23 protein-coding genes are annotated in these 22,563 nt (G+C 67.9%); 7 read left to right on the forward strand and 16 right to left on the reverse strand.

From position 1 onward, the window contains the following. Positions 1-45: 45 nt before the first annotated feature. Positions 46-579, reverse strand: coding sequence for a hypothetical protein (locus ABZS29_RS36475; RefSeq protein ID WP_355469281.1), 534 nt, complete (start codon positions 577-579; stop codon positions 46-48). A gap of 120 nt (positions 580-699) precedes the next feature. Here ABZS29_RS36475 and ABZS29_RS36480 point away from each other — a divergent pair, with 120 nt between their 5' ends. Then, on the forward strand, positions 700-855 hold the full coding sequence (locus ABZS29_RS36480) for a hypothetical protein (protein WP_355469282.1): 156 nt from the start codon (positions 700-702) through the stop codon (positions 853-855). A gap of 121 nt (positions 856-976) precedes the next feature. Here the strand turns inward: ABZS29_RS36480 and ABZS29_RS36485 are convergent, their stop codons facing one another. Next, positions 977-1,468 carry a metallophosphoesterase gene (locus ABZS29_RS36485; RefSeq protein ID WP_355469284.1) on the reverse strand — a complete coding sequence of 164 codons (492 nt, stop codon included), beginning with the start codon at positions 1,466-1,468 and terminating at the stop codon, positions 977-979. 11 nt (positions 1,469-1,479) lie between these two features. Continuing rightward, positions 1,480-2,469, reverse strand: a complete 990-nt coding sequence (locus ABZS29_RS36490) for an oxidoreductase (protein ID WP_355469286.1) — start codon at positions 2,467-2,469, stop codon at positions 1,480-1,482. A 158-nt stretch (positions 2,470-2,627) separates the two neighbouring features. Between ABZS29_RS36490 and ABZS29_RS36495 the strand changes: the two genes are divergently transcribed. Beyond that, positions 2,628-2,939: a hypothetical protein gene (locus ABZS29_RS36495; RefSeq protein WP_355469288.1), complete on the forward strand. Its 312-nt coding sequence runs from the start codon at positions 2,628-2,630 to the stop codon at positions 2,937-2,939. A gap of 111 nt (positions 2,940-3,050) precedes the next feature. Here ABZS29_RS36495 and ABZS29_RS36500 read toward each other — a convergent pair whose 3' ends face one another. The 10 genes from ABZS29_RS36500 to ABZS29_RS36545 form a co-directional block, all read right to left on the reverse strand. After that, a complete protein-coding gene (locus ABZS29_RS36500; RefSeq protein ID WP_355469290.1) occupies positions 3,051-3,398 on the reverse strand; it encodes a hypothetical protein in 348 nt (115 codons plus the stop codon). Positions 3,399-3,442: 44 nt separating this feature from the next. Further along, complete coding sequence (locus ABZS29_RS36505; protein WP_355469292.1) at positions 3,443-3,628, reverse strand: hypothetical protein; 186 nt, start codon at positions 3,626-3,628, stop codon at positions 3,443-3,445. A gap of 220 nt (positions 3,629-3,848) precedes the next feature. Further along, complete coding sequence (locus ABZS29_RS36510; protein WP_355469294.1) at positions 3,849-4,340, reverse strand: hypothetical protein; 492 nt, start codon at positions 4,338-4,340, stop codon at positions 3,849-3,851. After that, a complete protein-coding gene (locus ABZS29_RS36515; protein ID WP_355469295.1) occupies positions 4,327-4,773 on the reverse strand; it encodes a hypothetical protein in 447 nt (148 codons plus the stop codon). The genes ABZS29_RS36510 and ABZS29_RS36515 overlap by 14 nt, the downstream gene beginning before the upstream one ends. Positions 4,774-4,796: 23 nt before the next feature. Next, on the reverse strand, positions 4,797-5,999 hold the full coding sequence (locus ABZS29_RS36520) for a hypothetical protein (RefSeq protein WP_355469297.1): 1,203 nt from the start codon (positions 5,997-5,999) through the stop codon (positions 4,797-4,799). 69 nt (positions 6,000-6,068) lie between these two features. Further along, positions 6,069-6,329, reverse strand: coding sequence for a hypothetical protein (locus ABZS29_RS36525; protein WP_132414728.1), 261 nt, complete (start codon positions 6,327-6,329; stop codon positions 6,069-6,071). Positions 6,330-6,347: 18 nt separating this feature from the next. Further along, the gene (locus tag ABZS29_RS36530) at positions 6,348-7,025 is read right to left on the reverse strand and encodes a hypothetical protein (protein WP_355469299.1); all 678 of its coding nucleotides are present in this window, start codon (positions 7,023-7,025) and stop codon (positions 6,348-6,350) included. Beyond that, positions 7,022-9,823, reverse strand: coding sequence for an FtsK/SpoIIIE domain-containing protein (locus ABZS29_RS36535; protein ID WP_355469301.1), 2,802 nt, complete (start codon positions 9,821-9,823; stop codon positions 7,022-7,024). Before ABZS29_RS36535 ends, ABZS29_RS36530 begins: the two co-directional genes overlap by 4 nt. Before the next feature lie 116 nt (positions 9,824-9,939). Then, on the reverse strand, positions 9,940-10,335 hold the full coding sequence (locus tag ABZS29_RS36540; protein WP_355469303.1) for a VOC family protein: 396 nt from the start codon (positions 10,333-10,335) through the stop codon (positions 9,940-9,942). Positions 10,336-10,342: 7 nt separating this feature from the next. After that, positions 10,343-10,540, reverse strand: coding sequence for a hypothetical protein (locus tag ABZS29_RS36545; RefSeq protein ID WP_355469305.1), 198 nt, complete (start codon positions 10,538-10,540; stop codon positions 10,343-10,345). Positions 10,541-10,670: 130 nt separating this feature from the next. On the opposite strand from ABZS29_RS36545, the gene ABZS29_RS36550 reads away from it, so the two are divergent. From ABZS29_RS36550 to ABZS29_RS36560, 3 genes are all read left to right on the forward strand, one after another. Beyond that, the gene (locus ABZS29_RS36550) at positions 10,671-13,754 is read left to right on the forward strand and encodes a PD-(D/E)XK nuclease family protein (RefSeq protein WP_355469306.1); all 3,084 of its coding nucleotides are present in this window, start codon (positions 10,671-10,673) and stop codon (positions 13,752-13,754) included. Beyond that, positions 13,747-17,160: a UvrD-helicase domain-containing protein gene (locus tag ABZS29_RS36555; RefSeq protein WP_355469308.1), complete on the forward strand. Its 3,414-nt coding sequence runs from the start codon at positions 13,747-13,749 to the stop codon at positions 17,158-17,160. Before ABZS29_RS36550 ends, ABZS29_RS36555 begins: the two co-directional genes overlap by 8 nt. Positions 17,161-17,226: 66 nt before the next feature. Further along, a complete protein-coding gene (locus ABZS29_RS36560; RefSeq protein WP_355469310.1) occupies positions 17,227-18,078 on the forward strand; it encodes a serine/threonine-protein kinase in 852 nt (283 codons plus the stop codon). On the opposite strand, the gene ABZS29_RS36565 is transcribed toward ABZS29_RS36560, so the two are convergent. Both ABZS29_RS36565 and ABZS29_RS36570 read right to left on the reverse strand, forming a co-directional pair. Next, positions 18,075-18,689, reverse strand: coding sequence for a LysE family transporter (locus ABZS29_RS36565; RefSeq protein WP_355469312.1), 615 nt, complete (start codon positions 18,687-18,689; stop codon positions 18,075-18,077). The two genes, ABZS29_RS36560 and ABZS29_RS36565, sit on opposite strands and share 4 nt — an antisense overlap. A 191-nt stretch (positions 18,690-18,880) precedes the next feature. After that, positions 18,881-19,237, reverse strand: a complete 357-nt coding sequence (locus ABZS29_RS36570; RefSeq protein ID WP_355469314.1) for a hypothetical protein — start codon at positions 19,235-19,237, stop codon at positions 18,881-18,883. A 91-nt stretch (positions 19,238-19,328) separates the two neighbouring features. Here ABZS29_RS36570 and ABZS29_RS36575 point away from each other — a divergent pair, with 91 nt between their 5' ends. Beyond that, positions 19,329-20,288, forward strand: coding sequence for a transglutaminase-like domain-containing protein (locus ABZS29_RS36575; RefSeq protein ID WP_355469316.1), 960 nt, complete (start codon positions 19,329-19,331; stop codon positions 20,286-20,288). Positions 20,289-20,393: 105 nt separating this feature from the next. Then, positions 20,394-21,020 carry a DUF6308 family protein gene (locus ABZS29_RS36580; RefSeq protein WP_355469318.1) on the forward strand — a complete coding sequence of 209 codons (627 nt, stop codon included), beginning with the start codon at positions 20,394-20,396 and terminating at the stop codon, positions 21,018-21,020. A 4-nt stretch (positions 21,021-21,024) separates the two neighbouring features. On the opposite strand, the gene ABZS29_RS36585 is transcribed toward ABZS29_RS36580, so the two are convergent. After that, entirely contained in the window at positions 21,025-22,548 is a 1,524-nt protein-coding gene (locus tag ABZS29_RS36585) for an LLM class flavin-dependent oxidoreductase (RefSeq protein WP_355469320.1), read from the reverse strand. Positions 22,549-22,563 lie beyond the last annotated feature (15 nt).

The raw sequence follows: 22,563 nt of genomic DNA on the forward strand, positions 1-22,563 counted from the left end.
ATCAGAGGCCACCGACAGTTTCCGTACACCTACTCTTTGGTGCGCCTACTCCGCGGGGACGTCGACGGCGATCTCAGCGCCGAGTTTCGCGCCGTGCATGAGGGCGAGCTCGTCACCGCTCCAGAACCGGCCGGGGTCGTACCAGTTCGGCCGGCGCCCCGGCATCAGCAGGCCCATCTCCTCGTACGTGACTGCGACGACCTCGGCGCAGTACGCGAACTCCAGCTCGAGCTCCCGCCGCCCGCGCTTGAACGCCGGGATCCGGCCGCGCACCCAGCGCGACGCGAGCCGGGCGGTCGACGGGAACGGCGTACCGTCCAGCCGCGCCACAGTCCGCAGTACGGCGTCCTCCATGTCGTGCGTGACCGGGTGATCCAGCTGCCGCAGCCAGCCGCGCTGACCGTACTTGCGCGCCCACACCGTGACCGAGTCCCGCAGGTCGTGCAGCTGCACACCGCGCTGATGCGCACCGGTCCACATGTCCGGCAGCGACTTCCCGAGCTCCGCGTGCCACATCAGCGGCGGCAGATCGTCGATCACGATCGCCATCCCGACATGGTTGACAGGACTGTTCGTCATCGTCTGGATGGCCCGGTCGGCGGCACTCTCACCGCGGAACAGCCAAATGTCACCTGTTCGTGTCAGTTCCGTAGCGTCATCCAGTGAAATCCGGCTCTCCACGTCGCTAGGTTAGTCGCCATGAAGGTATGGAAGGTCGTAGGACTTGCGGGGCTCGTCGGCGTGGCCGCAACGGGCGTAGTGATTGCACGGGGCGAGCGGAAGCGTCGCGCCTACACGCCGGACGAGGTCCGGGATCGCCTCAAGGAGCGCGCGAAACAAGCCGCGCACGCCTGATCCAGCAGCTCAGCACCCGGTACGACGCTCGGCCGGGCGCGAGGACGCCGTAACTCGGTGGTACGGCGACACCCCTCCGCGCCCGGCCGAAGCCATCTCCTGATTCTACGCCCGGCCCGCACTAAAGGTTGTGTAAGGCAACATCTTTGAGGCGGCCGGCCGCGATCGTGGCGGTCTGGAACGTGCAGTACGGCTGCCGGCGCCGATCGGTCGGCGAGCCCGGATTCAGCAGGCGCAACCCGCCGGGCGTCGTCGTGTCCCACGGGATGTGACTGTGCCCGAAGACCAGCAGGTCAACGCCCGGGTAGGCCTTCTCGCAGCGCTCCTCGCGGCCCTTCGACGCACCGGTCTCGTGCACCACCGCCACCTCGAGCCCGTCGAGTGTCACCCGCGCGACCTCCGGCAGCCGTGCTCGTAGCTCCGGGCCGTCGTTGTTACCCCAGCAGCCGATCAACCGGTCGGACCGCGCTTCGAGCTCGTCGAGCCACTCCACGCTGACCCAGTCACCGGCGTGAATCACCACATCGGCACTCTCGACCGCTGCCCACACCGCATCGGGCAGCCGCTTCGCCCGAACCGGCAGATGTGTGTCCGACATCAGCACCAACCGCATGCCTTCACCCTCTACTGCTTCAGGGCCGCGATCAACTCCCGCTCCCGCTCGGCGCTGAGCCCCGACTTCCGCTCACGATCGAGCCCGAGCTCACGCTCCCAGGCGAGCGTGTCGACCACGAACTCGCGCCGCGGCCGATGCACCAGCCCCGCCGCGGCCGCCGCGGCCCCGCTCCGGGACGACCAACCGGCGTACTCCGGATCGTTCATCCAGAGGGTGAGCGACTCCGGCCCCATGTACTGCCCGACCTCCTGCTCCTGCAGCCAGTTCGGCTTCGCGAGGACGATCGGTCCGGTGTGGCCGCCGACCTCTCGCGCCAGCTCGATCCACTCACCGAACGGCACGACCGGTCCGACGGCATCGAAGATCCCGGTCCGGCCCTCGGTCGCGAGGTCCAGCAGCCATCCGGCGAGGTCCCGTACGTCGATCACCGCCGTGGGGAGATCCGCTGCATCCGGAACGAGCATCGGCTCCAGCGGGTCTCGTGCGGCCCGCGCCACCCAGGCGCCCGCTCGATCACTCCCGTCGCCCGGCCCGCCGATCAGGCCGGCCCGCGCGATCACCAGGCGATCCCCGACCGCATCGACCGCTGCGAGCTCGCACGCGACCTTCGCTTCGCCGTACTGCTCGCGGTCGGCGAAGTCCTCTTCGGAAGGCGCTCGGAGCGGCGCGCTCTCGTCTGCTCCGGGGGTGTCGAACTTCTCGTACACGTTCCCTGTGGACACGTACGTCCAATGTTTGGCTTTCGGTCCGAACGCCGCGAGTGCGCCGCGCACGAACCCCGGTTGCCACGACACCTCAAACACGGCATCCCAGTCGCGATCCGGCACCGCGTCGTACGCATCAGGAAGGCTTCGGTCGACGGCAACCAGCTTCGCGCCATCGGCCACGGCGCCGCTCTCACCGCGTGCAACACACGTCACGCTGTGCCCGCGCGCCAGCGCCTGCTGTGCGATCTCGCGCCCCAACCAGGCAGTCCCGCCAAGGATCAGAATCTCCATGCAGGCAAGCCAATCAGGCCCTACCGACAATTCCCAGGATCCTTAGCCGAGGGCAGAAAGGATCCGGTAAGCGACGAGCCCTTGCCGACCATCCGATCCAGGCGCAGTGTCGGCAGTGAGGGGCATCCGAGAACGGATGCCCAGGGCAAGGGGGAGACATGGCTGGTTTCGTTCAGATCATCGAGTACCGGACGTCCAAACCCGACGAGGTCGCAGCCCTCGCCGAGGCGTACCGGAGCAAGCGAGAAGCCAACGAAGACGGTCCGCGGCCGGTCCGCTCCGTCATGTGTTCGGACCGCAACGACACCGACCGCTACTTCACGGTGGTCGAGTTCGCGTCGTACGAGGAGGCGATGGAGAACTCCGACCGCCCCGACACCGGTGAGTTCGCGGCCTCGCTGATGGAGCTGTGCGACGGTCCGCCGACCTTCTACGACCTCGACATCGTGAAGGGGTCCGAATTCAGCTGAGGGCTCGGGCCCAGCCGGACTCGCATTCGGCTGGGCCCGAGGCAGGGGAAGCGGTGGCGGCCGCATCGGCCCGGGTCCGCGGCGCCGGATCCGGACCAGTTCAGCAAGGTCTCAGCGGAACACCCGATCCGGCGACCACGCGCCCGGCGGAGCCCCGCCGTACGAGCCCGAACCGCGCTCGTGGTGCAACGGATCGGGATCCTGCGGTTCCGGCGCGGAGTGCAGATCCGGCCACGGCCGCGCCGCCAGCGTGTCCCGCGGCGGCAGCACCAGCCCCGGATCAGGCCCCGTCTCGGCGTCCAGCCACTCGATCTCCGTGGCTCCGCCATGACCGTGGATCGCGATGACGGACTCGATCCCGTCCCACACGGTCGTCGTCGGATAGTCGCCGTACCAGCGCAGCGCGACGGCCCCGTCGGTGAACTGCACCCCCTCGGCCACAGGCCCGGTACCACTCACCCCCGAAACATCATGATGTCGAATCAGCCGGAAGCGACGAGAGCTCATTTCGGAGCAACCTCCCACAACCGCTCCCCCGGCAACGACCGGTACCGGCCCGGATCCGTCACGGCAATCGGCTCGCTGGTCACCTTCAACCCCGCGAACCGCCGCGACATCGCCGCCGCATACCGCTCGGCCGCCTCGACTTCAGCACTGTAATCCGCGACGACGTGGTCCCCGAACCACACTCGTACGCGGCACCGTTGCGGACCAGGATCGCCGGCCATCTCAATGCACCCGGCGCGTCAAGGTCGTACCCACCAGCCGCTTCAAAGACCTACGGTTCACGTCGATCACTTCCACTTCCCTGTGGGGTTGGTTCACAGAAGTGACGCCCCCCACACAGCTTCATGACGCGATCCCGCGAAACTTTTCTGCCGCACCCCGTTCGAATGTTCGTTCGAGCACTCAGCTGCCGCCGGCCGGCAGCCGCACCCAAGGCCGCCACGTCTCGATGTCCGGGTCATCAGGGGTGATGGACTTGTCGAAGTAGTGAGTGCCGGCCTCGGGTAGATGGGCGGCGATCAGCGTGTCCAGGTTGTTCACCAACAGCATCGGCACATCCGGCCGCGCCGCGACCAGTCGCTCGAAGACCGCGCGACACTCCCGCTGCTGAGTCTCGTCGTCCCTGGGCCCGACCAAGCGAACCTGCAGATCAGCCGGGTAGCCATCAATGGCGGAGAAGTCCTCCGGCTCGGGTTCCGGCTCGGCATCGCCGTACTCGTTCGGAGACAACAGAAGCGACAGCTCCCGATCGGGCGACTCGGCGGCCACAACGAACAGGCGCTGTTGCTCGGTCAGCCAGTCGGCCGTCAGCGGCCGCGCGCCGAGAACGCCAGGCAACCAGCCCGCGAGCTCCTCCACTGCCGCATCCACAAATACGTTGTCACTCGTCGACATTCACCACCCAGCTCGTCCAGACGCCGGCATCATCGACGTCCAGCGTCGTACCAGACGGAAAGACGTGCACACCCTTCCCCGGCAGATAGGCCGCGACCAGGAACTCCACGTTGTCCGACAACAGCGCCGGAACCTCCGGCAAGCCTGCGACCAGCGTCTCGAACGCGAGCCGAGCCTCCTCCCCCTGAGCGTCCTTCCGCTGCCGCGCCTGTACGTCGACAACCACGGCGTACCCGTCCATCGCCTGAGGCTCCCCCGGCTCGGGGAGGTACTGATTCGACCCGACGTACACGCCGATCACCCCATCGAACGACCGAGCGTTCATCTTGAACTGCCACTCCCCGGTATCAGCGCGCAACCCACCGTTCTGCTCAAGCCCGAGCACCTCGGCAACCCGCCGAGCCGACGCCTCCAGGTCCCCGTCAAGTGCCAAGAAAATTTGATCGCTATCGGCCATCACGACTCCCTGACGTAGGTCACCATTCGCCCATTACCCAAAATCACGTGCACCATCTTCGCGATCTGCGAACCTGGTTGGCCGCAGGCCCGCCGGTATGCCTGGTGAGCGTCATCCTCCGACAGGTCGATGGGGCGGCCATCGATGACGACTTCACCATCGGCGCTGGACTGTTTGCTGCCGTCGTTCATGTTGCGTTTGACTGCGCTCATCTTCGGGCTCTTCGGCGTCTTGAACTCGACCACTGTGCCCCGAGCTGACGCGCTCTTCCGCACGAGCACATCTGGGTTCTTGTGGTTCTGCCGAGTGTGGTCCGCGACTCGTACATCGATCCGCCACCCTTCCTCGACCAGACGATCGGCGATCACCCGCTCGTGCGGATCAAAACTGCTCGATGGGTCAAACACCCCCGGCGCGAAGTCGACTTCCAAAGGCCGCAAATCAAACGCAGGATCAAACTCCGGTACGGCGCTCTTCAGCGGCGGGAGGTCGATGTCGACGACGATGGGTTGGGGCTTGTCGTCGTCTTCCGGGTAGTCGAAGGTGGCTTCTACCGTGCCTGCCGTGATGGTGAAGGTGGCGTGGTCCCATTTCTGGTCGGCGGTTTCGGCCATGGCTTCGAGGAGGCGTTTGATCGGCTCCTGGAGGTCGATCAGGAACTCGTGGTCGGCGAGGAGGCGTTCGGTGCGCTTCTCGTCGTCCTTTTCTTCCTTTTCGGTGCGTTCCTCGATCTCGAACTCGCCGGTCTCGGTGACGACGATCTCGACCTCGAGGGGTTCTTCGGGGTTGGGGTCCTGTTCGTCGTCCTTCTCGTGGTCCTTGCGGAACTTCTCGAAGGCGTTGCGGGCGACCGTGATCAGCGGGGGTTCGTTGTCTTCGGCAACTTCTATGTCCTCGAAGGCCGCGGTGAGGCGTTTGGTGCGGCCGCGAGAATCCCGTACGGCGATGTCGCCGCCGCCGCTGGTGGTCGGGTTGCGGTCGGCGGAGTCCGACGACGGGCGGTTCGTACTGGGACCGCCGCCGACGAGGCGGTCGGCCCAGACGCGCGCCTTGGGCGGTGCCATCGACAGGTAGTGCGCTGCGGCTTCGCAGGCGCGCGCGGCCGCGTCCAGCTGGTGGGCGGCGACGGTGGCGCCGCCCTGCGCTGCTATGGCTGCGTTTTCACGGCAGCGGACAGCCATCCGTTGCAGGTGCAGGAGCACCTGCGGTACTTCGTCCAGACAGTCGACCAGCCCTCGGGCCACTCGCTGCAAGTCCGAGGGCATCGGAGATCAGATCTGGTCGGCGTAGCTCTTGCATCCGGCGGAGGCGATCTCCAGCGCCTCCGCGGCCTGCTCGACAGCCTTGCCGGCCGCGTCCAGGATCTCGGAGATGTCCCGGTCCACGCCGGTCGCCGTTCCCGCGATCAGGCTCTCGACCTGCTGGCTGTGCTGGGTGAACCGCAGTTTGAACCCGGCCAGCCCGCCCGCTGCCTGCTTGGCCTCCATCGAGACCTGAAACAGCTGTTCCTTGAGCCGCTGTACGTCGGACACCTAGACCACTCCACTAAGTCAGTTGCGCTTTTTCGGCAGCACGATCGCCGTACCCGCCACGACGACCGGGACCACGATGGCCAGCCACCACGGCAGACCGGCCGCCATGGCGATCACGGCTACGACGGCACCGCCCCAGCCCCACCAGCGAGCACCGGGCAGCCGGGGCAGCCCCAGCACTCGTGATGCGGCCAGCATGGTGACCGCACCGATCGCTGCCGCCTCGACTCCGGCCAGGAACGAGCCGGTGAGGATCCACACCAGTACGAACCCGACCAGCGTCAGGACGGCGCTGATCGTACGTCGTTTGCGTCGCTCCTGGAGCGCACGCCCCGCTGCGCGGAGCTCTTCGAGCTGGTCGACCGCCTCGCCCAGCTGCTTGGTCAGCCGGGCAGCTGCCGACTCCAGGTCGCTCAGACCGCGGATCTCCGGGGACGGGATGTTCACGCGCCGGCCGTCAGCAGGCAGCCCAGCGCGCTGCAGACTGACCGCTGCCTTCTCGGCGAGCGCGTTCAGCCGCTCTTCGACCTGGCGGCCGCGCTCTGCCATCGCAGCGGCCTCAGCCTGCGCTGCTGCCTCCGCACGGGACTTTGTGGCGGTCAACCGGTCCTGTGCCTGCTGGGCGTCCGTACGGGCGCCTGCGACGATCCTCAGGGCGCGTGCGTACTGCGACCACTGCTGCTCTTCCGTCTTCATCGCCGCACCAACTCCACTGCACGCTCTACCTCGTCCGAGCGCAGTGCCGCGAACGGTACGACGACTTGCGCTTCCGGATGCAGTCCGTCCCACAGCAACCCGCGGTGCGGTTCCGACGCCCACCGCACCAGTGGTCCGCAGACCGCGCGTACGCCGTCCTGTGGGTGCCGCAGGAACAGGTGCGTGGCGACGTTCGCGCGACCATAGCCGAGGTGTTCGGTGCAGACGTGCAGCCTGTTCCACCAGCCGAAGGTGATGAGCCCCTGCGCCGGACCGTCGCGCACGATGTCCTGCAGCGCGTTGGCTGGGCTCTCGTAGAAGCCCTCCGCGTGCAATTGCATCCGCGGCACGCCATGGAAGCCAAAACCGAGCAGGTACGTCGGACCGCTCAGCTGGCCGTCCCGCAACGCGTTCCGCAGCGCAAACAGGCGCGGAGCGATCTCGTCGTGCTTGTCGACAGTCTCGACCTCACAACCGAGCGACCGCAGCGCATGCACCAGTGCACCCTTGCCGTCCGCAACTGCAGGCGATGAGTCGGTCCCGTCCATGAAGATGAACCGCGGCGACTCCACCGCAGCCCCAGCCGTCGACAACGCCAACCCACTCAGTACGCCGAGCGCATCCGCCGGACCGTCGCCCAGAATCAGTACGCCGGCTCCCGGCTCGGGCCGCACCTCGACCTGCACCGGCTCCTCGGTCACTGCGATCGGCAGACCGGTCCACGGCCGCCCCAGCTCGGGCCGCACCGCGGCGGCCGTGTCGACCAACCGCGCCGGCTCCGCCAAGTGGAACACTCGCGGCGGATGCGCCGCCGTACCGGCTCGGTGCCAGAGCTCACGCCGCAGGTCGTCCAGCACTGCCTTGTCCGCAAAACTGACCAGCACGTGCTGGTTGTCATCAGGTGAGCCGAAGTTCGCGTTCAGCACCGCTTCACCGCGGAACTGCAGCTCCGCGGCCGCAGTGTTCCCACTGCGCAGAATCGCCTGTGAATCAGCCGGTGTGGTCTTCAGAGCGATCCGGTACGGCACCTGGCCGAAGATCGCATCCCGACGAGTCGACAGCCGCTTGACGCCCTCAATCGTCTGGGTCGCCAGTACGACGTGAACGCCGTACGCGCGTCCCAGCCGCACCAGGCGCTCCAGTAGCTTGGCCGCCTCGTCCGCGAGCTCGTCGTCGTCCTCAAGCAGCACCTGGAACTCGTCCAGCACCACCAGGATCCGCGGCGGCCGATCGGGTCCCGGCGACAGCTCAGCGATGTCGGCAACGTTGCCGTGCGCCTTGAAGATCTCGCTCCGCCGCGCCAGCTCGTCCGACAGATGACGCAGTACGGCGAGACCGAACGCGCGGTCGCTGTGAATACCGAGCACTCGCACGTGGGGTAGCCAGTGCTCACGTTCTCCGGCCGGACCGAGCGCAGAGAACTCCACACCGTGCTTGAAGTCGAGCAGGTACATCTCCAGATCGGCAGGGTCGTACCGCGCGGCCAGTCCGTGGATCAGCACCAGCAGGAGGTTCGATTTGCCCTGTCCGACCGCGCCACCGACCAGTACGTGCGGCAGCGCCGGGTTGCCGCTGCGCAACCGCACCAGCGCCGGCGTGCGGTCGTCGTACCCGATCACTGCGCCGATCTCGTCCTTGACCGGCTGCCACCACGTCAAGCGGTCCGGTAGCGTCCGCTCGAAGTCGATGGTCGGCAGGACGGCGATGTCCGCCAGCTCGGCCACGACGTCACAGATGCCTGCGGCAACGTTCGCGTCGAAGGCCGGGTCCAGCTTCGCGGTCACGCCTGGCAGCGTCGCTGCCTCGACCTTGTCGCCGGTCACCACGACTGCGTCGAGCAGCTCAAGCAGTTGCTTCGTGTCGACGTCGCTCTCGGCCGGAGACGAGGGGTCGTGGTGGACCAGGAAGCAGATGCCCCGCTCCCCCGCGGTCGCCGCGAGCCGCAGCAGATCGCGCTGCGCCAGCTGGTCGATGCCGGACGGGTAGTCGAAGAGCACGACGAGCCGGTACGGATCAGTGACCCGACCGGTCTCCCGGATCAGGTCTTCGAACCGCTTGTGGCCGAGCTGTGCCTGCCGGCTGGCACGCAGCGACGACACATCGACCAGTCCGGAGAGCACCGAGTGCAGCTGCTCCGCAGTGTGCGTTGCTCTAGGCACCAACTGCGGGTACTTCGTAGTCAGGTGTCCGAGCAGCCCCATGGTGCCGGTGAGCTTCGGGTCGAACGCGTCGATCCGTAGCCGGAACGGCTCTGCCGCCGCAACCAGGCGCAGCGCGACGCTCTGCAGCAACACACGGGCAGAAGCGTTGCGGTCTGCGGTCACCTTCCATCCGTTGGTGCGCAGCAGCGGCACAGCGACCGGTACGCCGCCCTCCAGCTCACCCACCCGGATGTACGGCGGTACACCCGCGCCAACGAGTTGCCGCGACCGCCAGCGGGCATCGTTCGGCGGGATGGAGGCCAGTCCGGGCGCAAGGCGGTGTGCCAGCAGCCGTGCGGCCGGCTCGGCCTCAGCCAGCGCTTCAGCCGTCTTTGCCTCGACCTGTGCCCGGGACTCGCGGCGTGCGATCGCAGTCTGCTCCTGGAGCTGCCGATGCAGCTGCACAGCGCGCTGGTGCTCGCCCTGGGTCAACCTGCGCGCATGCTCGAGCAACTGGCCCAACGCGTGCTGGAGACCGCGGATCCGCGCTTCCAGAAGCTCCGGTGCCGCATCGGTCTGACGCGCTGAACGCGCTGCTTCCGTCTCTCGCGCCGAGGCCGGTCCGGGCGCACTTGCCCCGTCAGGCTTCTCCGTCACGAGCACCGTCCTTCCACTTCTGCCCCGCGACACCTACTGCCTGGACAACTGTGTCACACCAGTAGTCACAGTGGTCACTCCAGGCATCAGTAGTCTCACGCATCAGTCAGGTGACCTCAGTCGGGGGCGACGAGCTCCAGCTCGTACCCGTCCTCGTTGTGCAGGAACGCGGCGTAATGCTGCGGCCCACCGGCGTACGGATGCCGGTCGGCGAACATCAGCGTCCAGCCGTGGGCGGCGGCCTCGGCGACGATCGCGTCCAGCTCGGCGCGGGACGCGGCGTTCAGGGCGAGATGGTTCATCCCCGGCCGGAGGCGGTCGTGGACGTCGGCCGTCATCGCGGGGCTCTGCTCGGCGACCAGGTAGCTGCCGTCGGCGGCGATCCACGTCGTACCGCCGGGCCAGCTGTCGCCCTCCTTCCAGCCCAATCGGTTCAGTACCCAGCCCCAGCTCTGCCGGGCGCGGGACAGTTGGGGGACCCAGATCTCGACGTGATGCACCGCAGCAGCCATCGGAGCATTATCTGTGCTCGTCGAGATGGTTCGACACGGCCATCGAGATCGACCCCGAGATGATCAGCCAGACCAAGGCCGCGACCAGCCACGGCCACCACTCGCGGCCTTGCGAGAACTCGGCGACGGCCTGGCCCGACAGCCCGCCGGACGGCGCGAAGACAGCCACCATCAGCACCCGCGCGATCGCCGTCTGCCTGGTCATCTCTTCATTGTCCGAGCCTGCCGCGAACCCCGCAGAAAACCTTGGCGTTTCGCGTCCGCGGCCGCTGCTTTCGGAACTTGTCCGTGGCAGGGTCTACCGTCTGCGGTGACAGTCGAGAGACGGGGGAATCGTGAGCAGCACCCGGATCGAAAGCACCGCGTACGGCGCGGCCGCGCTGAACCGTCTGCATGCCGTCGTGACGCGGCTCAAGGCCGACGATCCGATGGCGCCTGTCACCCTGCTGCTGCCGAACAACCTGGCCGGTGTCGTCGCCCGTCGACAGCTCGCCACGACGGGCATCGCCGGCTTGTTCCTCGCCACCCTTGAGCGGTTGGCCGAGCAGCTCGCGGCAGGTGTGCTGTCGCCGCGTCGGCCGGCCACGCGGCCGATCGTCGCGGCGACCTGGCGGACCGCATTGTCCAAGGAACCAGGCATTTTCGCGGAGGTCGCCGAGCATCCGTCCACCATCCAAGCGCTTGCCTCAGCCCATCGTGAGCTGCGCGATCTGTCCGAGCCGGCGTTGGCGAAGGTCGCCGCGGCGTCGGCGCTCGGCCCCGATCTCGTCCGGCTGCATCGCCAGGTCGGCTCTGATCTCGGCACGGATTGGTACGACGAGACCGATCTGCTCCGAGCCGCCACCGCACGCGTCGACGCCCAGCCGGCGATCGTCCGCGAGCTCGGCGCGCTCGTGCTCTACCTCCCCCAAGAGCTCACCCAGGCCGAGGCCGCCTTCGTCGAGGCGCTCGGGGCCGCCGCGGCCGACCTCACGGTCATCGTGGGATTCACCGACGTACGGCGGGCTGACCGCGCCGTCAGGCGTTCGCTGGAGCGGATCGGGTTCGACCTGCCAACCTCGATCTCGCGGAACTATCCGGTCGCGACGGAGATCCTCAATGCCTCCGACGCCGACGACGAGATCCGCTGCGTGGTGCGGGATGTGGTCGAGTCGCTGAAGAAGACTCCGGCACACCGGGTCGCCGTGCTGTATTCCGCGATCACGCCGTACGCGCGGTTGCTGCACGAGCATCTCGCGGCTGCCGGAATCGCCGTCAACGGTCCGGGGACGAGGCCGGTGCACGAGCGAGCGATCGCGCGGACGCTGCTCGAGGTGCTCGCTCTGGTCGATCAGGATCTGCCGCGTGCCGACGTGTTCCGCGCACTGGCGAACGCACCGACCCGGGACTTCGCCGGGGAGCGCATCCCGGTGCCGCAGTGGGAGCGGATGTCGCGCGCGGCTGGTGTGGTGCGTGGCGACGATTGGGAGACGCGTCTCGCGCGGTATGCGGAGTCCGAGCGGCGGACCGCGAATCAGGAGGAGGCAGCCGAGGATCCACGACCGGCTGCGATCCGCCGTGCGCGAGCCAATGCTGAGCGGGCCGAGGGCCTGCATGTCTTCGCCTGCGAGCTTCGACGACGGCTCCACACGATCGCTGGGTTGGAGAGCTGGTCGGCGCTGGCCGCAGGAGTTCTGCAGCTGTTCCAGGACTTGCTCGGCGACTACTCCTCCCTCCCTATCGAGGAGCAGTACGCTGCTGCGGCCGTGGAGGGATCGTTGCGCGGCCTCTCCACGTTGGACGAGCTCGGGACGCCGGCGAGCTTGGCGGTGCTGCGCGACGTGCTCGATCTCGAGTTGCAGCAGTCGCTGCCTCGCGTCGGGACGTTCGGCACCGGCGTGCTGGTGGCTCCGCTGTCAGCGAGTGTCGGGCTGGCGGCCGACATCGTTTATGTCGTTGGGCTCTCGGAGGATCTTTATCCGGGGCGTGTCCATGAAGATGCCTTGCTGCCCCATCGCGTTCGCGAGGCGGCCGCACCGGAGTTGGCGTCCTTCCGAGATCGGCTGGATGAGAAACAACGGCATTTGCTGGTCGCATTCTCCGCGGGTGCGCAGCGCGTGGTTGCGTCGTTCCCGCGCGGCGATCTGCGGCGTTCGTCCCGGCGATTGCCGACCCGCTGGCTCCTCGGCTCGATGCGGGCGCTGACCGGTGACCACGCGCTCGCCGCGACGGCTTGGGACCAGGGTGCGTACGGCGATCGTCTCCGGACGTCGGCATCGTTTGCGGGATCGTTGACCACGGCAACAATGCCCGCGAGTGAGCAGGAGTGGCAGGTCCGGTCAGCCGCGGCCGGACTCTGGCTGAGCGATCGCGTGCTGGTGCGGGCTCGGGAGATGCTGCGTGGGCGGGGCTCCCCTGCGTTCACCCGGTTCGACGGCGACCTGTCCGGCGTTCCGGGGCTGCCGGAGTTTGCGGTGGAGGATCGGATCGCGTCACCGACGTCGCTGGAGGCGTATGCGACGTGTCCACATGCGTACTTCGTCGAGCGGCTGCTTCAGGTCGAGCCGCTGGAGGCGCCCGAGGATCTGCTCGTCATCTCACCGATCCAGGTCGGGAACCTGATTCACAACAGTCTCGATGCCTTCGTGTCCCGCTTGGCCGGGTCGCTGCCGTCCTGGGGCGAGCCTTGGTCGGCCGAGCAACGCCAGTTGTTGCTGGCGATCGGCGCGGATCTTGCCGATCAGTTCGAAGCTGAAGGGCTGACCGGTCATCCGCGGTTGTGGCAGCGTGAGCGGCTGCGGATCTTGGGCGACCTGATGGTGCTGCTGACCGATGATGAGCGCTGGCGGGAGTCGCGTGATGCTTCGGTGGTCGCCAGTGAGCTGAGATTCGGCTTCGACGGCGAGCCTCCGGTTGAGATTCCGGTTCCGTCGGGGCGCGTCCTACTGCGCGGGTCGGCGGACAAGGTGGACCTCGGCCGGGACGGGACGATCTACGTCACCGACGTGAAGACCGGTGGCTTCTCACGCTACGAAGGGATCGAGAGCGACCCGGTGGCAGGCGGGACCAAACTCCAGCTCCCGGTCTATGCGTACGCGGCGCGCGCCCGGCTGGGCGAGGCCGGTACGCCGGTCGAGGCGTCGTACTGGTTCGTTCGGCGCGGTGGCAAACGGATCCCGGTGCCGTTGACGCCCGAGGTCGAGGCGCGGTACGTCGAGACGCTGGACGTGATCGTGTCGTCGATCGCAGCCGGGCTGTTCCCGCCGAAGGCGCCGGAGATACCGGACTTCTTGTGGGTGCAATGTCCGTACTGCAATCCCGACGGGCTCGGACACAGCGAGGTCCGGGCGCGGTGGGAGCGGAAGCGGCACGATCCGACGCTGGAGCGGCTGGTCCGGCTGATCGACCCGATGGTCTACCAGGAGGTGGGCGATGAGTGAGCAACTGCTCGACGGGCCTGCCCGGGAGCGGATCAGGACCGACACCGAGACGACGCTGTTCGTCGAGGCGGGAGCCGGTTCCGGGAAGACGCATGCGCTGGTCGACCGGGTGACGACGCTGGTGCTGCGCGACGGCGTACCGCTGCGGACGATCGCGGCGGTGACCTTCACCGAGAAGGCGGGCGCGGAGCTGCGGGACCGGCTACGCGTCGAGTTCGAGAAGGCGCGGAAGGGGCCGGCCGGGCCGCTCGCGGACGAGGCGCTCGACGACCTGGATTCGGCGTCGATCGGGACGCTTCATGCGTTCGCGCAACAGCTGCTGCTGGCTCATCCGATCGAGGCCGGGTTGCCGCCGCTGATCGACGTACTGGACGAGGTTGGGTCGTCGGTCGCGTTCGAGGAGCGTTGGGCCGAGTTGCAGCAGCAACTGCTGGACGACGATTCGATCGCCGAGCCGTTGTTGCTCGCGATGGCGGTCGGGGTCGAGCTGAAACATCTGCGCTCATTGGCGCGGTTGTTCGGCAACGACTGGGACCTGATCGGCGAGCGCGTCCTCGTGGATCCGCCGGAGCTTGTCTCGATGCCGGATCTGACCGGGCTGATCGCCGCGGCGGCCCAGCTGGGCTCGGCCGTCGATTCCTGCCTGGATCCCGAGGACCGCCTGCTGCCGAAGATCCACGGCATCCGCGAGCTCGGCACGATGCTCGAGGCCGCGACCGACCAGGAATCGCAACTCGCGTATCTGCAGGCGCTGCGCGGGCTGAAGATCGGCCGGATCGGGCGCAAGGAGAACTGGCCCGACATCACCAAGCTGCGGTCGGACTGCACCGAGGTCGTCGAGGTGGCCGGCTCGCTGGTCGAGCTGCTCCTTGATGCTTGCCTTCGGCATCTTTCGCACTGGATCGCGGAGCGGGTGCTGGAGTCCGCCGAGGCGCGGCGCGCCGAGGGACGGCTGGAGTTCCACGACCTGCTGGTCCTCGCGCGCAACCTGCTTCGGCGTGACGCGTCGGTCCGCACCGCACTGCACGAGCGGTACGAGCGGCTGCTGCTGGACGAGTTCCAGGACACCGATCCGATCCAGATCGAGCTCGCGGTCCGGATCGCGGCGGGCGCGGACGGCGACGCGGAGGACTGGCGGGACGTCGAGGTTCCGGAGGGCCGGCTGTTCGTGGTCGGCGATCCCAAACAGTCGATCTACCGCTTTCGCCGGGCCAACATCGCGACGTACCTGACCGCGCAGGACCTGCTCGGTGAGACCGTCACGCTGACCACCAACTTCCGCACGGTGCCGCCGATCCTCGACTGGATCAATCATGTCTTCACCACGCTGATCGAGCCTCAGGAAGCCGCACAGCCGACGTACCACGCATTGACGCCGCATCGGAGCCCAACACCGAGCGCAGCGACGCCACCGCCGCCCGCGCCGCTTCCCGCCGATGTCACCGCTGAGCCCGACGGCGAGCTCACCCTCTTCGACTTCCTCGACGACAACCCGACCGAGCCCGAGCCAGAGCTGGCGACGGTTCTGCCGTTCCGGCGGGCAGCTGAACCGGCCGAGGTTGAGGCCGCACCTGACGACTCGGCATCCGGTCCCGCCGTCACGATCCTCGGCGCGGTGCCGCACGACGACCTGCCGCGTGCGCAGGCCTCGGTTCTGCGCGAGCGCGAGGCCACTGATGTCGCGGCGACCATTGAGGAGGCGCTCCGCGACGGCTGGCTCGTGTACGACGAGCGCACGTCGGCGTGGCGACCTGCGGCGGCCGGGGACATCGCCGTACTGGTTCCGGCGCGTACGTCGCTGCCGTTCCTCGAAGATGCGTTGGACCGCGCTGACATCCCGTATCGCGCCGAGGCCAGCTCGCTCGTCTACCAGACCGCGGAGGTCCGTGACCTGCTGGCTTGTGCTCGCGCGCTCGGCGATCCGAGCGATCAGCTCGCGCTGGTCACCGCCTTGCGTTCGCCGCTCTTCGGCTGTGGCGACGACGACCTCTTCACCTGGAAGCGGTCGGGCGGCTCGTTCACGCTCACCGCCCCCGTGCCCGACGACCTGCTGACGCATCCCATCGGTGAAGCGATGGAGTGGTTGCGCCGCACGTATTACGCCTCGCGGTGGCTCACGCCGAGCGAGGTGCTCGCCAAGATCGTCGCCGATCGCCGGATGCTCGAGGTCGCCGCGATCGGGCCGCGCGCCCGTGACGCGTGGCGCCGGATCAGGTTCGTCGTCGATCAGGCGCGCGCTTGGTCGGAGGTCGAGCACGGTGGTCTCCGCTCGTACCTCGCCTGGGCCGCTCACCAAGGTGAGGAGGCCTCGCGCGTCGCCGAGGCGGTCCTGCCCGAGACCGACGCGGACGCGGTGCGGGTGATGACGATCCACGCGGCGAAGGGGCTCGAGTTCCCGATCGTCATTCTGTCCGGCATGACCGCGGCACCGAACCGTCAGCGCGGAGTCCAGGTGCTGTGGCCGCCGGACGGTGGTTATGCGGTGAAGCTCAAGGCGTCGGTGCAGACCGAGGACTTCGATCTCGTCCAGCCGGTCGACGAGCAGATGGACGATTACGAGCGCCGGCGCCTGCTGTATGTCGCGACCACCCGGGCCCGCGACCACCTGGTCATCTCACTACACCGGTCAGGGAGCCGCCGGCACTCGAGCAACGCCGAGCTGTTCGCTTCCGCCGGTGCGGCGGAGATCCCCGGCGTCAGACTGTTCGACGGTCCGCCGCCGGCCGATCGCGATCCGCGCTCGACATCGGACGTCACACCGCCGATGAGCCGCCGCGACTGGGACGAGCAGATCACCGCGGCCCGCCAGGCGAGTCGTCGTCCGTCGGCTCGCAGTGCCTCGGGACTCGAAGGCACGGGGCCCGAGGTTGCGTTGGCCGAGGCGCCTGTCGACCCCGGTACGGCGAAGGCCCCGCGTGATCTCGAACTGCCGCCGTGGTCGAAGGGGCGGTACGGAACCGCGATCGGCCGCGCGGTCCACGGCGTACTGCAGGTGGTCGATCTGGCCACCGGCGCCGGGCTCGAATCCGCGGTCGCGGCCCAGTGTCTGGCCGAAGGCGTCCTCGAATTCACCGAGGTCGTGACTGCCTTGGTCCGCTCGGCGTTGGGTGCGGAGGTCGTGCAGCGAGCGGCGGCCCGCGATCACTGGCGCGAGTCGTACGTCGGCACCGTCCAGCCTGACGGAACCGTCCTCGAAGGTTTCGTCGACCTCATCTACCGCGAGGACGACGGCCGGCTCACCGTCGTCGACTACAAGACCGACGCAGTCCCGACCGCCGCGCTGGACAGCCGAGTCGCCTACTACGCCCCACAACTGCAGGCGTACACGGAGATTCTGCCCAACAGCGGTCCGCCGGTCCTGCTGTTCCTCAACCCCGCCGGAGCGGTGGCCCGCCAGTTGCCCTAGGCAATCTTGGGTTTTGCCGCACCGGAGGGTTGGGTACTGGCTCGGAAAGACTCGGGGAGCCAGGTCATGAAGATCGCGGACAGGTACGAGCTGGAGGAGGTTGTCGGGCGCGGCGGTATGGGCGAGGTGTGGCGCGCGACAGACACGGTGCTGATGCGGCCGGTGGCGATCAAGCTGCTGGCGGACCATCAGCAGGATGCCGGAGCGCGGTTGCAGCGCGAGGCGCAAGCCGGTGCCTTGATCAACAATCCGCATGTCGTCGATGTCCACGACTTCGGCTCGTACGGCGACTCGCACTATCTGGTGATGGAGTTCGTCAGCGGTACGACGGTCGCGGGCGAACTGCGTCGCAGCAGCCCGCTCCCGGTGCCGACCGCGGCGCAGATCGTCGCCCAGACCGCCGCCGGCCTGCTCGCCGCCCACCACGCGGGGGTCGTCCATCGCGACATCAAACCGGCCAATCTCCTGCTCGCCGACGACGGCACCGTCAAGATCGCCGACTTCGGCATCGCTCGCTTCCTCGACGACACGTCCGAGGACAGTGAAACCCACGACCTCGTCGGCACCAGCTTCTACGTCGCCCCCGAACGCGCCCGCGCCGATCCCGCCGGCCCGGCCGCCGACATCTACTCCCTTGGCTGCGTCCTCTACCAGCTGCTCACCGGCGCACCGCCGTTCTTAGCGGACACTCCGACGGGCGTGCTGCGCTGCCACGTGCACGGCATACCGGAGGTTCCGTCGGACGTCGAGCCCGGGGTCGGCCGTCAGTTGATGCGCATGCTCGCCAAAGACCCTGACGCCCGACCCGACGCCGAGGAGATCATCGCGTGGTGCGGCCAGACCGACTGGCCGGCTAGATCTCCCCGCTGCGAGCTGAGGACCACGGAGCTCGCCGAGCTGACGCAAGCCATCGCCTAGGCAACCAGCCGAACCGCCAGCACCACGATCACCACGCTTGAGATCAGAGCCGTCACTAGTCGCCCGACGTTCCCGGTCAGGACGCGTCCCAGCAGCACCCCGCCACCGGCGAGCAGCAGTTGCCAACTGGCCGACGCCACGAACGCCGCAGCCACAAACACGGCCAACTGCGGCACCGATCCCCTACCGGACCCGCCCAACACGAGCGCCGCGAAGTAGATCACGGTCATCGGACTGAGCAACGTCATCCCGAGCATCCCGAAGTACGCCGTACGCCCGCGTACCGGCGTCTCCCGCGCAACCCCGGTCAGCCGCCGCGCCCGATACCGCCGTACGCCGGTGATCGCGCCCATCGCCGCCAGCCCGACCAGGACCACCACGGAAACCCACCGCAACGGCACCACAACCGGAACCAGCACCGGCGCCAACGTCGCCCCCGCAACCGCAGCCACCAGCGCATAGATCCCGTCCGCCGACGCGATCCCCAACGCCGCACAAGCCGCAACCCGCCCCGAGCTCCGCGCGCTCAACCCCACCAAGTAGGTCCCCACCGGCCCGACCGGTACCGCAATCCCGTACCCAGCCAGCACCCCGGCGACCACCACCTCCATCACAACCGGAAGCGGCTAGACCCCCACCCACGACCACCCTGCTGCTGGCCCCGAGCCGCCACGTCGGCAACCAGGTACGACAGCAACACCCCAAAGGTCGTAGTCATCCCCACATCATCCAGACCACCCCCACCCACCTCAACCCATTTACACAAGCGCAGCCCCGGCCCTCCTCACCACAGTCGACGACATCAGTCGTCCGGTTCGAATTCGATGAGATCCTCGACAGCCCGCCGCAGCCAGTCGTAGAACGACGGAAACGTCTCCCTCAACTCGTACCCTGCGCTGGCGAAATCGTGAATGAGCAAAACCTCCGAAGTCCCAACTGTCCAGCAAGCGAGGTCGTCGTTGTCCTGACGGGCTGCAAACGGAACCAGTGCCCGCTCCGGATACCTCTCGCCCAATCCGCGGTACCGCAGGTAGAGCATTTCTCCGCTCATAACCTGCCAAGGCTCCAGGTCAACCAGCCCCAGCTCCACCACCCGCAGAAAAGACGCTGGGTACGCGAACCCGTCCGGCAGATCCAGCATCCCGATCAAAGTGACCATCGTCTTCAGCTCCCCTTCCAGCCGGTACTTCGCGTTCCGAGGTGGGCGAAAATACCTGAAATGTCAGCCGAAATCCCGGCAGGATCGTGGGATGACGACTCTCGACCGATTCGCGCGGCATTCGGCCTTCTCCGACCCGGGCCGGCACGGCCAACTGCTTCGTGAGCTGGTCGGGATCGAGCAGATCTGCACGGCGGTCGGCAATCTCGTGCTCCACTACCGCGCCGAGGCCCATCTCCTTCGCGACGATCGTCGGGGCGAGATCAACTCGCGGTGGATCTCGGCCATCCTGGACCTCGACCAGGAACGGCATCCCGGCCGGCTGCTCGATCCACGACCACCCGGCGACCGAATCGCCGGATGCTGTCGCGACCATGCCCTGCTCGCCGTCGCCGCGCTTCGCGAGCACGGTGTCCCGGCCCGGAGCCGCGTCGGCTTCACCAACTACTTCGATCCGGGCTTCCGCGGTGATCACGTGGTCGCCGAATGGTGGAACGGCTCCCGGTGGCAGCGGTTCGATCCCGAGCTCGCGCCGGGGAGCCGACCGTTCGACGTCCGCGATCTGCCGACCGGCGAAGGTTCTCCGTTCGAGACCGCCGCCGAAGCCTGGGCCGGTTACCGCGCCGGTCGCCTCGATCCCGCACGCTATGGCGTCGCGCCCGGCACCGAGTTGTCCGGTCCAGGATTCATCCGGACGTACGTGACCATGGAGGTCCTGCACCGCTTCGGCCACGAGGCTCTCCTCTGGGACGAAGTCGGCACCAACATCACGGACTCCGATGCCGACGAGCTCGCTGCGCTTCTGCTGGCCGCCGACGCCGGAGACTCCGCGGCCGAAGACCACCTCGACCATCGGTTCCGAACCGACCCGAAACTCCGGCCCGGTCCGACAATCACCCAGCTCTCCCCGTACGGCGACCCACCGACCACGATCGACCTCACGCGCCCGGCACCCTCGCCTCCGGTGCGTGGCGAATCCGTTACGGACAGTTTATGGCGGGCCGGGGTGGGTCGAGGTGGATGGTTACGGGTTGTGGATAACGGGAAGTGACCCTGGCGTGGCGGTGAGCGGGGGGTCGCCTACGATCTGCGGAAGTGTGAGGAATGATGGTCCGCCTGCTGGCGGGTCTGCCACCAAGAGTGTGAGGGTGTGGCCATGAACATCGGTACTCGGAAGATCGTCGTTGACGAGGCGATCGCCCAGCTGCGGATCTATGCCGAGAGCAACGGCGCCGTGCTGCGGTACTACGACGGCCTGCCGGGGATGACGAATGTCGGTGGTAGCGACCCGAACCGGGTGACGCTGGAGGATCTGGCGCGCACCATGGTGATCGGCTCTGATCTGCGGGCGCTGGACATTCCTTGGCTGCTGGAGGTGGAGGCCGACAAGGAGTTCGCTGCTGTGCCGGTCGACGCGCGGCTGGAGGATGCGGCGCCGGGCAGTGAGCTGTTCGAGGCGGCGATGGCGCTCGACGAGAAGTTCTCGGGGCACCGGGGCTTCGGGCAGGCGAAGAAGTCGAAGCTGCTGCACCTGAAGCGGCCGTTTCTCTTCCCTGTCAGCGACAGCTTCATCCGGATGACCTACACGAACGCCGCAGCTGGTGCGGAGTTGCTGGGCGCGGTGCACGCCGATCTGGTGAACCCGGCGAACGTGCGCGACTTCAAGCTGCTGCAGGTCCGACTGATCGCCGAGCCGCCCACGTCGGCGGCCCGGCTGCTGGGCGAGGCGCCGACGCTCCGCCTGCTCGACATCCTCGCGTCACTGCTCGGTGAGGCGAAGTAGTCCGCTACATCACGCCCAGCCGGGCCAGGGGCTCGACCAGTTCGCGTTCTTCGTAGGACAGGTGCGAGAGCAGCGTGTCGTCCAGCAGGTCGACCGCTGCGCGCAGTCCGTCGATGGCGCCCGATCCGTCGACCAGAGCGACCAGCGCCTTGTCCACACCCTCCAGTACGTCGTGGATGATGTGGTGCTCTGCTTGCAGCCGGTCGACGACCGGAGCCAGCGCGGGGTCGGCTCGGCGCAGCTGCGGGAAGAGCGACGCGTCCTCGATGGAGTGATGCGTGGTGACGAGGCGACAGTAGGACTCGCAATAGGTGCCAAGCGTCCAGTTGTTCTGCCGCATGGTCATCGTGTTGATGTGCGAGCGCGCCTGACCGATGCCGAGCGAACCAGCGGCCACCTGCTCGACCAGATCGTGAATCTGCTCGAGCTCTGCCCGCAGATGGTCGTGTACGTCGATCAGGTGCTGCCCCGACGACAGCTGGTACGGCGTGTACGTGCGCTCCGGGTCGAGCGCCGGCCCCGTGGGTCGGTCCGACTCGTCAAGCACCTGTACGGCGCTCCGCCGTACCGCAGGCGGTGGAGTCGGTACGACGGCGAACCCGGACGACGACTGCGGCGCCACCTCAACCGGGGTAACCGGGGCGGCCGCACCGGACCGCGCAGCGTCAACAGACTCGCGGACGCCGACCGCCACCTCGGCGAAGCGCCGGATGTCCGTCGGGTCGTCGGAAGCGAGGATGTAGGTGCTCATCCCCTCGCCCAGGGTCAGCTCGGTCAGCTGCTCGATCCATAGCTGCTCAGGCCCTTCCAGGAACCCGCCACTGCCCGAGAACCGTCCCGACACGTTGTACAGCCGCCGTACCGATGCCGGGTCGCGTCCCGCGTCGACAGCGGCCTCGTCGATCAGCTTGTTCATCGCGGCGAGCTGGTCGGGGCCGGCGTACGCGCTGCTGGGCAGCCAGCCGTCGGCCAGGCGTCCCGTGACTGCCAACATGCGCGGCTTGTAGGCACCCAGCCAGATCTGTACGTCGTGCGCCGGCTGCGGGCCGCGCTTGGCGCCAGAAACGGCGTAGTGCTCACCGGGGAGCTTGATACCGCCTGCTGTCGGCGCCCAGACCTCTCGGATGATCGCGATGGCCTCTTCGAGCGCAGTGATGCTCTGACCGGCACTGAGGCGTGGGCCTCCATTGGCTGCGACCGCCTCCAGGAAACCGCCCGCACCGAGCCCCAGCTCGACACGTCCGCCGCTGATCCGGTCCAGCGTTGCAACACTGCGCGCCAGCACGATCGGATGCCGCAGCGGCAGGTTGGCGACGTTGGTCGCGACCTTGACGCGCTGCGTCTGCGCTGCGACGACGGACAGCAGCGTCCAGGCGTCCATCAGGCGTGGCTGATACGGATGGTCCTGGAAGGTCACCAGGTCCAGTCCGACCTGCTCGGTCAGTTGCGCGAGCGCGATCACACGCTCTGGGTCGTCGATCGCGGGGGTCAGGAAGGTCCCGAAGACCAGATCGTGGCCGTAGTCCATGCCCCAAAAGTACTG

The organism is Kribbella sp. NPDC005582 (assembly GCF_040605415.1).
In the GTDB taxonomy this organism is placed as follows: Bacteria; Actinomycetota; Actinomycetes; order Propionibacteriales; family Kribbellaceae; genus Kribbella.